Origin of the sequence: Agrobacterium vitis (assembly GCF_037039395.1) — a bacterium.
GTDB lineage: Bacteria > Pseudomonadota > Alphaproteobacteria > Rhizobiales > Rhizobiaceae > Allorhizobium > Allorhizobium vitis_E.
In genome coordinates this window covers 2,148,647-2,164,022 of record NZ_CP146242.1, presented here as the reverse complement: position 1 = coordinate 2,164,022, position 15,376 = coordinate 2,148,647, and the positions used below count along the sequence as shown (strand labels likewise).

At 59.1% G+C, this 15,376-nt stretch carries 15 protein-coding genes and 1 pseudogene; 4 read left to right on the top strand and 12 right to left on the bottom strand.

What is annotated here, in order from left to right:
• Positions 1 to 75: 75 nt before the first annotated feature.
• Positions 76 to 954 carry an SH3 domain-containing protein gene (locus V6582_RS12715; protein WP_156632551.1) on the bottom strand — a complete coding sequence of 293 codons (879 nt, stop codon included), beginning with the start codon at positions 952 to 954 and terminating at the stop codon, positions 76 to 78.
• Between the two features lie 391 nt (positions 955 to 1,345).
• Here V6582_RS12715 and ubiG point away from each other — a divergent pair, with 391 nt between their 5' ends.
• Positions 1,346 to 2,104: a bifunctional 2-polyprenyl-6-hydroxyphenol methylase/3-demethylubiquinol 3-O-methyltransferase UbiG gene (gene ubiG / locus V6582_RS12710; RefSeq protein ID WP_156632550.1), complete on the top strand. Its 759-nt coding sequence runs from the start codon at positions 1,346 to 1,348 to the stop codon at positions 2,102 to 2,104.
• Between the two features lie 5 nt (positions 2,105 to 2,109).
• Here ubiG and V6582_RS12705 read toward each other — a convergent pair whose 3' ends face one another.
• From V6582_RS12705 to V6582_RS12685, 5 genes are read right to left on the bottom strand one after another with little or no spacing between them, the layout of a single operon-like run.
• Positions 2,110 to 2,691, bottom strand: a complete 582-nt coding sequence (locus V6582_RS12705; RefSeq protein WP_156632549.1) for a DUF3291 domain-containing protein — start codon at positions 2,689 to 2,691, stop codon at positions 2,110 to 2,112.
• 2 nt (positions 2,692 to 2,693) lie between these two features.
• Positions 2,694 to 3,122, bottom strand: a complete 429-nt coding sequence (locus V6582_RS12700) for a DUF1178 family protein (RefSeq protein ID WP_156593015.1) — start codon at positions 3,120 to 3,122, stop codon at positions 2,694 to 2,696.
• The gene (locus V6582_RS12695) at positions 3,119 to 3,976 is read right to left on the bottom strand and encodes a carbon-nitrogen hydrolase family protein (protein ID WP_156632548.1); all 858 of its coding nucleotides are present in this window, start codon (positions 3,974 to 3,976) and stop codon (positions 3,119 to 3,121) included. Before V6582_RS12695 ends, V6582_RS12700 begins: the two co-directional genes overlap by 4 nt.
• Before the next feature lie 9 nt (positions 3,977 to 3,985).
• On the bottom strand, positions 3,986 to 4,240 hold the full coding sequence (grxC, locus tag V6582_RS12690; protein ID WP_156632547.1) for a glutaredoxin 3: 255 nt from the start codon (positions 4,238 to 4,240) through the stop codon (positions 3,986 to 3,988).
• 47 nt (positions 4,241 to 4,287) lie between these two features.
• Complete coding sequence (locus tag V6582_RS12685) at positions 4,288 to 5,049, bottom strand: ComF family protein (RefSeq protein WP_156632565.1); 762 nt, start codon at positions 5,047 to 5,049, stop codon at positions 4,288 to 4,290.
• A gap of 316 nt (positions 5,050 to 5,365) precedes the next feature.
• On the opposite strand from V6582_RS12685, the gene V6582_RS12680 reads away from it, so the two are divergent.
• Entirely contained in the window at positions 5,366 to 6,235 is an 870-nt protein-coding gene (locus V6582_RS12680) for a methyltransferase domain-containing protein (RefSeq protein ID WP_349508870.1), read from the top strand.
• A gap of 42 nt (positions 6,236 to 6,277) precedes the next feature.
• Here the strand turns inward: V6582_RS12680 and V6582_RS12675 are convergent, their stop codons facing one another.
• The 6 genes from V6582_RS12675 to V6582_RS12650 form a co-directional block, all read right to left on the bottom strand.
• Positions 6,278 to 6,466: a Flp family type IVb pilin gene (locus tag V6582_RS12675; RefSeq protein ID WP_349508869.1), complete on the bottom strand. Its 189-nt coding sequence runs from the start codon at positions 6,464 to 6,466 to the stop codon at positions 6,278 to 6,280.
• Positions 6,467 to 6,596: 130 nt separating this feature from the next.
• The gene (locus V6582_RS12670; protein ID WP_156632544.1) at positions 6,597 to 6,917 is read right to left on the bottom strand and encodes a hypothetical protein; all 321 of its coding nucleotides are present in this window, start codon (positions 6,915 to 6,917) and stop codon (positions 6,597 to 6,599) included.
• A 510-nt stretch (positions 6,918 to 7,427) separates the two neighbouring features.
• Positions 7,428 to 7,835, bottom strand: a complete 408-nt coding sequence (gene mutT / locus V6582_RS12665; RefSeq protein ID WP_156632543.1) for an 8-oxo-dGTP diphosphatase MutT — start codon at positions 7,833 to 7,835, stop codon at positions 7,428 to 7,430.
• The gene (locus V6582_RS12660; RefSeq protein ID WP_156632542.1) at positions 7,832 to 8,635 is read right to left on the bottom strand and encodes a GNAT family N-acetyltransferase; all 804 of its coding nucleotides are present in this window, start codon (positions 8,633 to 8,635) and stop codon (positions 7,832 to 7,834) included. Before V6582_RS12660 ends, mutT begins: the two co-directional genes overlap by 4 nt.
• A complete protein-coding gene (argJ, locus tag V6582_RS12655; RefSeq protein WP_156632541.1) occupies positions 8,635 to 9,876 on the bottom strand; it encodes a bifunctional glutamate N-acetyltransferase/amino-acid acetyltransferase ArgJ in 1,242 nt (413 codons plus the stop codon). Before argJ ends, V6582_RS12660 begins: the two co-directional genes overlap by 1 nt.
• 88 nt (positions 9,877 to 9,964) lie before the next feature.
• Complete coding sequence (locus tag V6582_RS12650; RefSeq protein WP_070164389.1) at positions 9,965 to 10,840, bottom strand: peptidylprolyl isomerase; 876 nt, start codon at positions 10,838 to 10,840, stop codon at positions 9,965 to 9,967.
• Between the two features lie 262 nt (positions 10,841 to 11,102).
• Between V6582_RS12650 and secA the strand changes: the two genes are divergently transcribed.
• Both secA and V6582_RS12640 read left to right on the top strand, forming a co-directional pair.
• Entirely contained in the window at positions 11,103 to 13,802 is a 2,700-nt protein-coding gene (secA, locus tag V6582_RS12645; RefSeq protein WP_156632564.1) for a preprotein translocase subunit SecA, read from the top strand.
• Positions 13,803 to 13,966: 164 nt separating this feature from the next.
• Positions 13,967 to 15,371, top strand: a pseudogene (locus V6582_RS12640) (lipopolysaccharide biosynthesis protein).
• Positions 15,372 to 15,376: the final 5 nt, after the last annotated feature.

Genomic DNA, 15,376 nt, shown 5'->3' with positions numbered 1-15,376 from the left:
AGCTTTACATTAACCGCATGAAAAGGGCCGCATAAAGCGGCCCTTTTCAATGTCTGTATCCCGTATCCGTGCCGATTACCGTGGCGGGCAATTCGGCGTGTTGGGCGCGCAGGCCGCACCCGGTGCTGGTGGCGGCGGAGGCGGGGCAGCCTGACCCGGCGCTGGCGGTGGGGGCGGCGGCGGACGGTTTCCATCCGGCGCATTGCGGTCTGGCCGATCAGGACGCTGGCCTTGTGGGGGCTGCATCTGGTCACGACGCTGATCGTCACGGCGTATATCGCCTGGACGCGCATCACCTGGACGCGCATCATTGGGACGCCGGTCATCAGGACGCCTGTCATCTGATCTACGATCATCTGGTCGGCGATCATCTGGGCGAGGCCTCTGACGATCGTCGCGCATCATCCGCTCACGGTCGCCGTCCATTCTCGGGTCCTGCATTCTCGGGTCCGGTCCACGACGACGGTCCATATCGGGACGGCCCGGAGGCCCATTGTCACCGCCCATGAAGCGTGGCGGCGGACCGTCGCGATGCCAGACCGGTGGCGGTGGGGGCGCGCGGCGCCAGCGATCCCGCTCGCGGTAGAAATCGCGGCCGCGATAATAGCGGTCCCAATAATTATCGACCTGGAAGGTCACCGTCGGAATGCCGAGCGGCTGGTAATAATCCGGGTCCACATAGACGCGGCGGTTGGAATATTGGGTCTGCAGATAGCTACCGGAAATCCAGCCGCGATAGCCCGCATAACCGACATCACACCAATTGGCCGAAGACAGGCAGCCAAAAATCCGCACGGAATTACCGGCTGGAACGACCAGAACAGGTGGATATTGTGTGCTGGGCCCAGCCCGCAGGTTAACATTCGCGGTCGCAAATGCCTGGGCCGCCTCAGCGGCAGCCGGCAAGGCAACTGCCATCAGCCCTGCAAAGGCCGACAGGTAAAGTGGTTTCATCGATCTGATCTCCTTGGCCGTCCCTGACCTTGGCTTGTCCCGCCAATTGGAATTGGGTTCATGCGGCATGGTAACGCCATCAGGAGCAATTTGTTCCACCCCAGCGCCCCACCCGCACTTGACCCGTGTATGTCAAGCAATGTCCTCCGGCTTTTTTGAGGCGGCCTATTTTTTGGGGTGGATCATTTCCATGGAGATAACCCCGTTTTTATAGAGATGACAAAGTGTCGCTCACCCTTGACTTTAAGTCTGGATCGTCCGACCTCACACACGAGACAGCGAAGCGGCTGCGCCTCAAGGATGGCGCGGCAGCGTAAAACGCGGTAGTGAGCCTTGAGATATCTGCCCGGATCAACAAGGTTATGGAATGCAGCCCAGTCAGGAGAACCCGATGAGCGAGACCGCCAAGAGCACCATCGATCAGGCCGAGGTCGACCGCTTTTCCGCCATGGCTGCCGAATGGTGGGACCCGACCGGCAAATTCAAGCCGCTGCACAAGATCAATCCGGTGCGTCTCGCCTATATCCGCGACAAAGCCTGCGAAAATTTTCAGCGCGATCCGCGCTCCAACCAGCCGCTGTCCGGCCTGCGGGTTCTCGACATCGGCTGTGGCGGCGGCTTACTGTCGGAGCCCATTGCCCGCATGGGCGCCGATGTGCTGGGTGCTGATGCCTCAGCTAAGAATATCGGCATTGCCCAGACCCATGCCGCCCAGACCGGCGTAAGCGTGGATTACCGCGCCGTCACCGCCGAGGCCCTGGCCGCTTCTGGCGAAAGCTTCGATATAGTGTTGAACATGGAAGTCGTTGAGCATGTGGCCGATGTTGACTATTTCATCTCCACCTGCGCCTCCATGGTACGACCTGGTGGAATCATGCTGATTTCGACCATCAACCGCACCCTGAAGGCTGCAGCGCTGGCCATCGGCGCCTGCGAATATGTGCTGCGCTGGCTGCCGCGTGGCACCCATCAATATGAAAAACTGGTGCGCCCGGAAGAATTGGAAAAGCCAATCCTCGGCGCAGGCATGAATGTATCCGAGACTGTCGGCGTATTCTTCAACCCGTTCCAGAACCAGTGGAATCTGTCCTCCGACACCGATGTCAATTACATGATGCTGACCCGCAGGCCGACGTCCAACCCCGCGTGACCATCTCATACCGGCATTGAGACGAGACGTTCCAGCAAGTCTTGCTGACGAGAGCAATTGTCGCTGGCAAGCTGCTTTATCCGCGCTCGATCAAGATGATAGGGCGTACCATCCCAAGCGAAAGTCTGCTTGAACGTGAAGCCGAAGGGCGTCGGGCCGTGATCGGCGAGATGCTCGAGCCTTTCCACCCCATCCGCCCATTGCGGCCTGCGGCCAACTGGCACCCACCACAGCACCAAAGATGGCCAGGTCTGCTTCACATTCCAGTGGCGCGCGTGTTTCAGGGCGTCGGCATGGACCCCATTATAGGAAAAAGCCATGAGTGTCTCCGGGTCTTGCCAGAGCGAAAGAGACGATGGACCGGAGGTAAAGCCGCTGCCTTCCATAAAACGCGGAAACATCTGCACGCCCCAGCTTTCCGGCCCCGGTTCGCCCTCATAACCCGAACGACCGATAAAGCCCGTGGAGCGCGTAGCGGCTTCAAAATTGAGGGGCTCGCGGTCAACAAAGCCCTGAATGACCGGATCTCCAGATGGCGCGACATGCAGGCCGAAATTATAGAGCGCGAGATGATGAGTGGATGACATGCTCAATTCACATCGTCAGGCAGAACCGGCAGAGGCGCAATTTCGATCCCTTCCTCGATCAGGGCGCGGGCCTCGTCGGGGCTGGCATTGCCGATAATCCCGCGGGCATCGGCCTCGCCGTAATGGATCTTGCGGGCCTCTTCGGGAAACCGCTCACCGACATCTTCGCTATTGGCCCTGACGGTCGCAACCGCCTCCTTCAACTTCAGGAAGGCTTCACGCTGGGCAGCGTCATAGGCCACCTTCTGGCGTTCTTCCTTGCCGCGCGCCGTCGACACCATCGGCGCCATCAGGCTTTTGGAGATGGAGGCGGAGGCACAGACCGGGCAGGTCAAAAAGCCGCTGGCTTTCTGGCGGTCGAAATCGTCGCTTTGCGCAAACCAGCCCTCGAATTCATGGGCCTGATCGCAGATGAGGGAATAGCGGATCAAACCGTCTGCCCTCCCTTGGCGAGCGTTGGAACCATGTCGAGATTGAAATCGCGACCGTTCTTGAGGTTGGGGATCTTCATCCGTGCCGCCTTGACGGACTCGAGATCGATCTTAGCCATCACCACGGCCTCGCCCGCTTCCGGGCCTTCAGCCAGAATTTTCCCCCAGGGATCGATGATCAGCGAATGCCCGTAGGTTTCGCGTCCGTCCTCGTGGGTGCCGCCCTGGGCGGCGGCGATCACGAAAGCGCCATTCTCGATGGCCCGCGCCCTGAGCAGGATATGCCAATGCGCCTCGCCGGTCTGCCGGGTGAAGGCCGCCGGCACCGTCAGAATGTCGGCGCCCGCCATGGCTTCGGTGCGAAACAGCGAGGGAAACCGCACATCGTAGCAAATCGCAAAGCCGAGTTTGGCGAAGGACAGATCTGCAACGCAAGCGTTCTTGCCAGGCGCATAGGCAGCGCTTTCCCGCCAGCTTTCACCATTGTCCAGATCCACGTCAAACATATGGATCTTGTCATAGGTGCAGATCCGGCGACCATTCGGCCCGAACAACAGGCCGCGATTGGCGATCATGCCGTCGGCACGGGCAATCGCTGTCGAACCGACATGAACATGGATCTTCAGTTCCGCAGCCAGTTCAGCCGCCGTCACGGCAATCAGGTCATTTTCGTCATCACGCAGCATGGCCCGTAAAGCTTCACGGTTACGCTGCAAGGCCCCGGTCATTTCCGGGGTCTGGACATAGATCGCCCCTGCTGCTGCCGCCTCGCGCACCAGACGCGCCATGGTGGCTGCATTCTTCTCAATATCGGTGCCTGAGCACATTTGCAGGGCTGCAACCAAAATGGTCATGATATGTCCTCAGGCCGCCAGCATCGGATCGAGTTTTCCGGCCCGTTCCAGCGCATGCAGATCATCGCAGCCACCAACATGGGTGCCGTCGATGAAGATCTGCGGAAAGGTGTTACGACCGGATTTATCGACCATTTCCTGGCGCAGCACCGCATTACCAGTCGCATCGATCTCGGTAAAGGCCACGCCCTTGGTGGTCAGAAGCGCTTTGGCACGGGCGCAATATTCACAATATTGCCGCGTGTAGATGATCACCGACGCCATGCTCGTCTCCGGTTGATTGATGATAATGTCATATTGCTATTGCAATCTCATATAGGTGTTACAAGTGCCATTGCAAAGGTCAAGACCGTGACCTCCACTGCCCCTGCCCGCTTCAGAGCGCGGGTGGCGGCACTGACCGTTGCCCCGGTCGTATAGACATCGTCGACCAGCACCAGATGACGGCCAAACACCTGATCGCGGCGGTTTTCCGCCACCTTGAAAGCCCCACGAACATTGTCTGCCCGGGCCTTCTCCGTCAGCCCGACCTGCTTTTGCGTCCGTTTCACCCTCGTCAAAACTCCCGGTAGGAAGGGCTTGTTCGAAAGCCCGGCCAAGGCCCGGCCCAGTTCCGCCGATTGGTTATATTGCCGTGAAAACAACCGCCAGCGATGCAGCGGCACCGGCAGGATTGCATCGGCCCGGAGCAGTTCCTGCCCACCGGCCCGTATCATCCAATGGGCCATCATCGGCGCCAGATCGGTCCTGTCACCGTATTTCAGCCGATGGACCAGATCACGCGCCGCACCATCATGCACAGCCGCCGCCCGCAGCCGGTCGAAAACCGGAGGATTGGCAATCGCCTCGGCGCAGACCATGCCCTGGCCTGGATCGAAACCGAAAGGCAGACCAAGAATTTCACAATAGGGTCGCTCGATGAACCGCACCGAGCACCAGCAATCGGAACACAGGCTGCCAGCCTTGGCAACCGGCAGACCGCAAGTGGCGCAGCCAGGGGGATAGACCAGATCGCGCAGCGACCGGCCAAGCGTTTGCGTAGCCTGGAAACCGCGATGCGCCAGAGCCACCATTCCGTCCCTGGCCTGCCGGATATGTGCCATGCCGCCTCCTTTGGCCCGCATCCCCGGCGGTATACCCTAATCGATCTCATCCAAGCCGGATGAACACACCATAAAGGAGAAGAAAATACATATTGCATCCGAATCGCAAGAGAATTCAAGCCGCTTGAAAGCATGCTCAGCACAGACCCGTCCAGAACCCGTCTTCCTGGGGTAAACACGCGACTGTATGATCCCCATTGCGTAATTTTCTCCGCAAATCGATTTCGATTGCCGCAATTATGCAGTAGGCACTTGGTTTCTCGAAGAACAACAACGGGAGGTTCCCATGGAGCCGCTATTCGATCCTGATCTCGTCGTCCGCAACCGCGAGCGTGCCTTCGGCGCGGATGATGCCGGAGCGGGCTTCCTGCTGGATATCGTCGCGCAAGAACTGACCGAGCGGCTGGCCGTGGTGGAGCGACGGTTTGAAACCGCAGTCGAATTGCATGGAATGGATGGCAGGGTCGGGAGGGCCTGTCTGGAAACAGGACGGATCGACCAATTGCAGCGAGTGGAAACCGGCAGCCGCTTCGCCCGACAGGGGGAAACGCTGATCCCCGGCCCTATCGAGCATCTCCCACTTGGCGAGCAAAGCGCCAATCTTCTGCTGTCGCCACTTGCCCTGCATCTGGCCAATGACATGCCGGGCCTGCTGATCCAAATGCGCCGGACGCTCCAGCCTGACGGTCTGTTGCTGGCAGCGCTACCCGGCGCCGGAACGCTTGGCGAATTGCGCGATGTGCTGTTGACGACAGAGATCGAAATCAGCGGTGGAGCAAGCCCCCGCGTCATGCCCTTTGCCGATGTGCGCGACATGGGCGCATTGTTACAGCGGGCCGGCTTTGCCCTTCCGGTTGTCGATGTCGAGACCTATACGGTGCGATATGATGGAATTCTGGCGCTGATGCGCGATCTCAAAGCCATGGGCATGGCCAATCCGCTGGCCGCCCGCAGCCGCAAACCGCTGACGCGGCAGTTTTTCCTGCGCGCCGCCGAACTGTATGCCGAACGCTATAGCGATGCCGATGGTCGCATTCGCGCCAGTTTCTCGATCATCTACATGTCAGGCTGGGCCCCGCATGAAAGCCAGCCCAAACCGCTCAAGCCAGGATCTGCGAAAATTCGCCTCGCCGACGCACTGGGCGGCAAACCGTAAAGGATCATCAAGTCTTTTTCGCAAGCCTGAAAGCGCCGCTGGTCAGGCTTGCGGTATGGCGGCAATGATGGAATCAAACAGCCTGTCCAGCGCGTCGTAATAAACGCCAAGCGCCAGATAAAGCGTCACCGCGATCACCCCAGCGATCAGGCTATACTCGATCGCTGTTGCACCCGATGTTTGGCGAAAAAACGCCGGCAAGCCGGAAAACCGGTGTAAAAGCCCCATCATACCCCTAGCCCAAACCCATGCGCCCTCGCATGAGTGATCGAAGCGAGCGTTTTGCCATAGCAAAACACTAGGCCTCTTTGTTTTCAAATATTTCGAGGATTGACCGCCTAGCCCATACCATCAAGGGTTATCAGCAGGCATCCCCATTGCCGGGATTGACGATACAGACGGAACCGGGCGTCTCCTGCAAGATGCTGCGCCGGATGGTATAGCGCTTTCCGGCGTCGCGCTCGCCGGGAATGGAGCCCGTGCTCATCCGGTCAACATCAGACGGTCGCGCGGCCAACTGGCCGGACGTGGTCTTGTCTGCAAGCATCGGCGTCAGAACCAACGAGACCGCTACAGCCGTGACGGCAAACAGCAAGGCGAGATTGACAACGCCAACTCTGCCGGACCTGGAAGTCGCACGTCGCGACTGCCGTCCGCCCTTTCCGAAATCCTTCTGCGTCATCGCCAACCTCACAAAATCCAAAGGGCTACCTTCCGGACCATGGCCCGCCGGACGATTGCCCCACAATCGACCAGAAAGATCAGGAACTTTGCATCACTGACGATGCAAAACCCCTGTTGCAAACCCCATGACCCGATTCGATTCTTGATATCGCGCCCAAGAGGGTCTCGACATCAAACACACCGCAGCAGGCAAAATCCTGCACGATAGAACCGTAAAGCCCTGAGATCACTGCGTTATTTTTTATCGAACGAAACCGCGCCCCATGCGATCATGCCGTCCGACGCCCAACGCACATAAGACGATGCACGAAGCGCCTGTGCATGATGGGGGAATAATGCCGGTTTGAGGATTAACTTTCTATTAATCGCCGATAAAAACCGGTGAGCAATGACCCATCTCGCGGGCTTATCCCGGCATTTCACACCGGTCCACAGCACAAACCTGCTGCATAATTCCCTAAATTGGAATCGGATTCCGGTTGTCCCTGACACGCTCTAAAGGCAAACTCTATAGCAAATCCAACAGGAACGGGATCAACGGCTCATCGGCTGGCGGCATCGGATAGGACCGCAGATCGCGGGGCTTGACCCATTTGATTGCCTGGCCTTCCCGCCCCTGCGGCATGCCCTCATAGCGACGGCAGACATAGAGCGGCATCAGCAGGTGGAATGTTTCATAGGTGTGGCTGGCAAAGGTCAGCGGCGCGAGACAAGGGATTTTCGTGGCAATGCCAAGCTCTTCCTCCAGCTCGCGAACCAGGGTTTCCTCTGGTGTTTCGCCGGTTTCCACCTTACCGCCAGGAAATTCCCAGAGCCCAGCCAGCGATTTTCCTTCCGGCCTTTGCGCCAGCAGAATGCGCCCGTCGCTGTCCAGCAGAGCGCAGGCGGCAACCAGCAGAATGGGCCGCGCTGTCATTCTTCGCCCTCTGCCTTGGCAGCGGCCTCGTGACGCCAGTAGCAATAGCGATAGGCTTCCTTGAAGCCGAGCTTTTGATAGAGCGAGAGAGCCGGACGGTTATCGGCCTGCACCTGAAGCCAGGCGCTCTTCGCGCCCCTTATCCGCGCCCAGCGCAAGGCCGCATAGGTCAGTTCAAGACCGGTGCCCTTGCCACGATGGGCTTCCCCCACGGCAAGCTGCAACAATCCGGCAAGATCATTGTCTTGCACGCAAATGGCGGCTGCCACCGGGCCATTGTCAGGCACCTCGATCAAAAACAGGCCAAGCGGCGGTTTGATATTGCTGATCAATTCGGCAAGCGCTGGCTTCGACGCGGCATCCTCATTGCGCAGCGCCAGACTGGCATCGACGAAACGACCGATATCCTGGGTCGGTAGGTGATCCATCACATCGAGATCGCAAAGCTCCGCCAGATCGAGCGCCATGACCAGGCTTTCGTCAAACCGGGTCCAACCATCCTCGCGCAGCACATCGATCACTTGCGGCGGCGCCAGCGGCGTTTCACGAAACACCATGGGCCGGCCATAGGATTCGAATTTGCGCTCCGCCTTTTCCAGCCGCAGGCGGATGTCGCGGATATCGGAACGGTCCAGCGCCACCACGCAATTGACCCGCTTCGACGGATGCCCGCCCGTCAGCCGGACCTGCCAGCTGCCGTCATACTGAACCGAGGCCGCGGGCCAGGCGCGAAAGCTGACGGCTTCCAGCCTGCGAACCTGCGGCAGGTTTGCCGCGTGCGGTGACTGATCCACCGCCATCAGCTCCGGTAATCCCCGTTGATGGCCACATATTCCTTGGTGAGATCGCAGGTCCAGACCGTGGCTGTCCCCGTCCCAAGCCCAAGCTCGACCGTGACCGGAATGTCTTCGCCCTGCATGACTGCTGTGGCTGCCGCTTCGGAATAATCCGGGTCGCGCTCACCGTTAACAGCAACGCGGACATCACCAAACCAGATCGCCAGACGATCACGGTCGGCCAGTTCACCGGCCTTGCCGACAGCCATAACCACCCGGCCCCAATTGGCGTCTTCGCCGGCAACAGCGGTTTTCACGAGCGGTGAATTGGCAATCGAAAGGGCAATCACCTTGGCAGCCGCGTCGCTTTCGGCGCCCTTGACGGTAACTTCCACCATCTTGCGCGCGCCTTCGCCATCACGCACCACTTGCAAGGCCAGATCCTTCAAGAGATCGTTGAGCGCTGCCCGGAACCCGTCAAGACGCGCATCGTCGGCAGTCTCAACACGCTGCTGGCCGTCACTGGCCGCAGCCCCGGTCGCAAACAGCATCAACGTATCGGAGGTCGACGTGTCACTATCGACCGTCACGGAATTAAAGCTTGGACCGACACCCGCCGACAGCAACGCCTGCAAGGCGGCGGGCGCGATATCGGCATCTGTGACCACAAAGGACAACATGGTCGCCATGTCAGGCGCGATCATGCCAGCACCCTTGGCAATGCCGTTGATCGTCACCTTGACGCCGCCGATCTCAGTGCTGCGGGTGGCGACCTTCGGATAGGTATCCGTGGTCATGATCGCCTTGGCGGCTTCCAGCCAGAAATCGCCCTTGGCGTCACGGGCCATGTCATCCAGCACGCCGGCAAATTTCGTCGCGTCCAGCGGCTCGCCGATCACGCCGGTCGAGGCCAGATAAATTTCATGTTCAGCGCAATGGAGCGCCGATGCCGCCGACTTGGCCGTCAGCTCGGTCGCGGCCCGGCCTTTGGTGCCGGTAAAGGCATTGGCATTGCCGGAATTGACCACCACGCCGCGCGCCACGCCATGAACCAGGTTTTTCCGGCAGAAATCCACCGGTGCGGACGGGCATTTGGAGCGGGTGAAGACCCCCGCAACGCTGGCTGGACGGTCAAACACCATCAACAGCACATCGGTACGGTTCTTGTATTTGATGCCCGCTGCGGCAGTTGCCATGGAGACGCCGCGGAGCGCGGGCATGTCGGCAAAAGATTTCGGCGCAAGAGGAGAAACACTGGCTGACATAGCTGGAAACGGCCCCGGAAAAGACGAAACGACAAAAGGAAACCGCCGCATCGCGTCCTATGCGCGATGCGGCGGAATGAGCGCTTGCTTATGGCTTCGGCGCGGCGGCTGCGTCCGGATCGGCCTGCTGCTTGCTGATGTCCTCATAGCCCTTCTTCAGAGCCGGATCGACGATCTCGACCTTTTCAGAGGTCTTGGCCTTTTCCAGCAGGGCCAGGTACTTGTCACGCATCACCAATTGGCGAACCTGCTGCTGCACATCTTCAAACTTCGGCGGAGCCGCGTCGCGGATCTCTTCGACCTTGATGACGTGGAAGCCGAACTGGCTCTTGACCGGGGTCTTGGTATAGGTGCCGGGCTTCAGGGCAAAGGCAGCTTCTTCGAATTCAGGCACCATACGGCCCTTGGAGAAGAAACCGAGATCACCGCCGTCCGATCCGCTGGAATCGGTCGATTTTTCCTTGGCCAGTTCGGCAAAATCCTTGCCGCCATCCAACTGCTTGATCACATCCTTGGCTTCATCCTCGGTCTTCACCAGAATGTGACGGGCGTGAATTTCCTGCTCCTTCGGCAGAGCAGCGATTTCCTTCTCGTAGCGCGCCTTGACTTCCTCATCGGTGGTCACATCCACGACATGCTTCTTGAAATAGGCATTGTGGAGTTCGCGGTCGGCAATGAAAGCCATGCGCTGCTTGTAGGCCGGATCGTCCTGCATTTTTTCGCCGATAGCGCTGCCAGCCAGCAGCTTGACATCGATGGCGCCAGACAGAGCCGCAACCTTTTTCTGGTCATCCGGCATCTGGGCAAACTGAGGATCGAGGTTGGCAATGGCCAGATCCAGCTCGGACTGGTGGATTTCCAGCGAGCCAACCTTGGCGACGACAGCATCGTCGGCATGGGCGTAGGAAGACAGCGCCACAAGGGCGGCGCAGGCCGCCAGGACGAGTTTGTGAGAACGCAGCATGTAATAACCCTTCGGTAAAGAGGCCGATTGCAACTGTCAATCGGGTCAAAAACACCCTAAACCACGCGATTGTGGCACTTGTGGTGCATGCTGTCCCGTTGACATAATTCGACCCCCCTCTTATCTGTCACGCAACTCCGCGTCCAGAGCAGTTTCCGGAGGCGGTACGCCAATCTCCACTGTCATGTGGCCGTGAGCGACCGGGAGTAGACCCGGGGCTTCGGTTTCAACCTCGTGACGGAATTCAGAAAGGACCATGGACATGGTCAGTCTTGGTGGGATCGCCCGCAAAATTTTCGGCTCCTCGAATGAACGCCGCATCCGGGGGAACAAACCTCGCGTGGCCGCCATCAACGCGCTGGAGGACAGCATAAAGGCATTGAGCGATGCCGAGCTGGCCGCAAAGACCGAAGAATTCAAGGGTGAGCTTGCCAAGGGCAAGACACTCGACGACATCCTGATCCCGGCCTTTGCCGTGGCGCGCGAGGCATCACGCAGGGCGCTCGGCATGCGGCCCTTCGATGTGCAGCTGATCGGCGGCATGATCCTGCATGAAAATGCCATTGCCGAAATGAAGACCGGCGAAGGCAAGACGCTGGTGGCAACGCTCGCCGTCTATCTCAACGCACTGTCCGGCAAGGGCGTGCATGTGGTGACGGTCAATGATTATCTCGCCAGCCGCGACGCCGCCATCATGGCCAAGCTCTACAGCTTCCTCGGCCTGACCACTGGTGTCATCGTCCATGGCATGAACGACGACGAGCGCCGCGAGGCCTATGCCTGCGACATCACCTATGCCACCAATAACGAGCTTGGCTTCGACTATCTGCGCGACAACATGAAATATGAGCGCGGCCAGATGGTGCAGCGCGGCCATAATTACGCAATCGTCGACGAAGTGGATTCGATCCTGGTCGATGAAGCGCGCACGCCGCTGATCATTTCCGGGCCGCTCGACGATCGCTCTGATCTCTACACCACCATCGATGCCTTCATTCCGATGCTGAGCGCCGAAGACTACGAGATCGACGAAAAGCAAAAATCGGCCAATTTCTCCGAAGTCGGTACCGAAAAGCTGGAAAACCTGCTGAAAGACGCTGGCCTGCTCAAAGGCGTTTCGCTGTATGACGTCGAAAATGTCGCCATCGTCCATCATATCAACAATGCGCTGAAGGCCCACAAGCTGTTCCAGCGCGACAAGGACTATATCGTCCGCAACGACGAAATCGTCATTATCGACGAGTTCACGGGCCGGATGATGCCAGGCCGCCGTTATTCGGAAGGCCAGCACCAGGCGCTGGAAGCCAAGGAAAAGGTAACAATCCAGCCGGAAAACCAGACGCTGGCCTCGATTACCTTCCAGAATTATTTCCGGATGTATTCCAAGCTTGCCGGGATGACCGGTACGGCCAATACCGAAGCCGAGGAATTCCAGGACATCTACGGCCTCAGCGTCATCGAAGTGCCGACCAACCTGCCGATCCTGCGTATCGACGAGGACGACGAGGTCTATCGGACGTTTGAAGAAAAGTTCAAGGCGATCATTGAGGAAATCAAGGCTTCCGCCTCGCGCAATCAGCCGGTCCTGGTCGGGACGACGTCGATTGAAAAGTCCGAACTGCTGGCCACCATGCTGCGCCAGAGCGGATTTACCGATTTCAGCGTGCTGAACGCCCGCTATCACGAGCAGGAAGCCTATATCGTCTCCCAGGCCGGTGTGCCGGGCGCCGTCACCATCGCCACTAACATGGCCGGTCGCGGTACCGACATTCAGCTCGGCGGCAATATCGACATGCGGCTTGAGCGCGATCTGGAAGGCATGGAGCCCGGCCCCGAACGCGATGCCAAGGAACAGGCGATCCGCGAGGAAGTCAAAGCCCTGAAGGAAAAGGCGCTGGCCGCAGGCGGCCTCTATGTGATCGCCACCGAGCGCCATGAAAGCCGGCGCATCGATAACCAGCTGCGTGGCCGTTCCGGCCGTCAGGGCGACCCGGGCCGTTCGAAATTCTACCTGTCGCTTCAGGACGACCTGATGCGGATTTTCGGCTCCGACCGCATGGACAGCATGCTTCAGAAGCTGGGCCTGAAGGAAGGCGAAGCCATCGTCCACCCCTGGATCAACAAGGCGCTGGAACGGGCCCAGAAAAAGGTCGAGGCACGCAATTTCGACATCCGCAAGAACCTGTTGAAATATGACGACGTGCTGAACGACCAGCGCAAGGTGATTTTCGAACAGCGCGTCGAGCTGATGGATGCCGAAGACCTGACCGAAACCATCGACGACATGCGCCACGAGCTGATCGACACCATCGTGCGCACCCATATCCCGGAAAAGGCCTATGCCGAACAATGGGATGTGGCCGGCCTGAAGACGGCGATGACCGGAATCCTCAACCTCGACCTTCCCATCGAGGATTGGGCGCAGGAAGAAGGCATTGCTGAAGACGATATCGTCGAACGAGTCAAGAAAGCCGCCGACGAGGTGATGGCTGAGAAGACCGAGCGCTTCGGCCCGGAAATCATGGCCTATATCGAACGGTCGGTGCTGTTGCAGACCATCGACAACCTGTGGCGTGAGCATATCGTCAACCTCGACCACCTGCGTTCGGTGGTGGGTTTCCGTGGCTATGCCCAGCGCGATCCCTTGCAGGAATACAAGGCGGAAGCGTTCGAACTGTTCCAGGCCCTGCTGGCCAACATGCGCGAGGGCGTCACCGCCCAGATGATGCGGGTGGAAATCGTCCGTGAAGCTCCCCCGGAGCCGACCCTGCCGATCATGCATGGTCACCACGAGGACCCGCAGACCGGCCAGGACGAATTTGCCGCCGCAGATGGCGTCGTCGCCCCCGAGAACCGCAATCCCGCCGATCCCTCGACCTGGGGCAAGGTCGGACGCAATGAAATGTGTCCTTGCGGCTCCGGCAAGCGTTTCAAGCACTGCCACGGCGCCCTGTTGGCGTAAGACAGTGCTGACGTAAGAAAATCAAAATCGGCCAGCCGGATGTGTTGGCCGATTTCTCCCAGGCATAGGCTATTCAAACCCCCACGGGCAGGCTTTTGTTAACCGTAAGCTGCCAAGACTGAATGCCCTGTCGCATATGTGCCTGTGAGTGTTGCGTGTTTATCATGGCGGTTATCCAGAGGGTGGAACATCTCCTACCAGCCCGGCTGCATGGCCCGCTGCGCAGGATCGTCGCCGCGTTGTCCGGTCAGGACGACGTGGCTCGCGCCCAGCGCATGGCGCTGATTGCCTTTGCCATCCGCATCGTCAGCGCAGGCATCGCCTTTTTCTCGCAAATCGTTCAGGCCCGGCTGATGGGCGATTTCGAATATGGTATTTTCGTCTTCGTCTGGGTCCTAGTCGTGCTGTTCGGCAATCTGTCCTGCCTGGGCTTTCATTCGACCGTCATCCGCTTTCTGCCGCAATATCACGCTCGAGATGAAATTCCTGAAATCCGTGGCATCACCGTCACCATCCGGATCTTCGCTCTTGGCCTCGCCAGTCTGTCTGACTGTAACCGGTCTTATCCTGTTGAATATTTTCGGAGATAGGATTGCCAGTTATTACCTGACGCCGCTGTTTCTCGGCCTGTTCGCCCTGCCGATGATTGCGCTTGGCGATGTGCTCGACGGGACGGCTCGAGCCAATAGCTGGCCTGTTGCCGCCCTCAGCCCCACCTATATCGTCAGGCCAGTGCTGATCCTTGCCTTCATGCTGCTGGCCGTCATGCTGGGCGCGCCACGCACCGCCACCACCGCCATGCAGGCCGCCCTTGTCGCCACCTATGTTACGACACTCAGCCAGTTCGCCACCATTCACTGGCGTCTGCGGCGAAAATATCTGCGGGGGCCTCGCCGGATCGATTTCATGGTCTGGTTTCGCGTTGCCATCCCGATTTTCCTGATCGAGGGCTTCCTGTTCCTGCTGACCAATTCCGACGTCATGGTGGTCGGGCTTTACCTGCCGCCCGACCAGGTTGGGATCTATTTTGCCGCGGCAAAAACCATGGCCCTGGTGCAATTCGTCTATTTCGCGGTCAAGGCCGCAGCCGGACCACGCTTTTCAGCGCTGATGAACGAAAATGATATCAGGCCGCTGGCCCTGTTTGCGGGCAGAATGGCCCGCTGGTGCTTCTGGCCGTCGCTGGTCATCGGTCTTCTGGTCCTGGCGGCAGGCGAAGTGCTGCTCGGTCTGTTCGGCCCGAATTTCACGGCAGGCTATCCATTGATGGCCATTCTGTTTGCTGGCGCCCTGACCAAAGCACTAATCGGCCCCGGTGAGATGCTGTTGACGATGGCCGGGCGACAAAAATTGTGTGTGCTACTATATGTGATTGCTTTAGCATCTAATATCGGGCTGAATGTGACTCTCATTCCGCTTTATGGCCTCACCGGCGCGGCGACGGCTGCCGCCTCGGCAATGTTGGTGGAAGCGATCTTGTTACACGTTGCCGTGCGCTATGCGCTTGGCATTGTCTTATTTGCCTTTGCCGACCCGTTGTCTCGCATGAAGCAAGACAGGCCCGCATGAAGCGA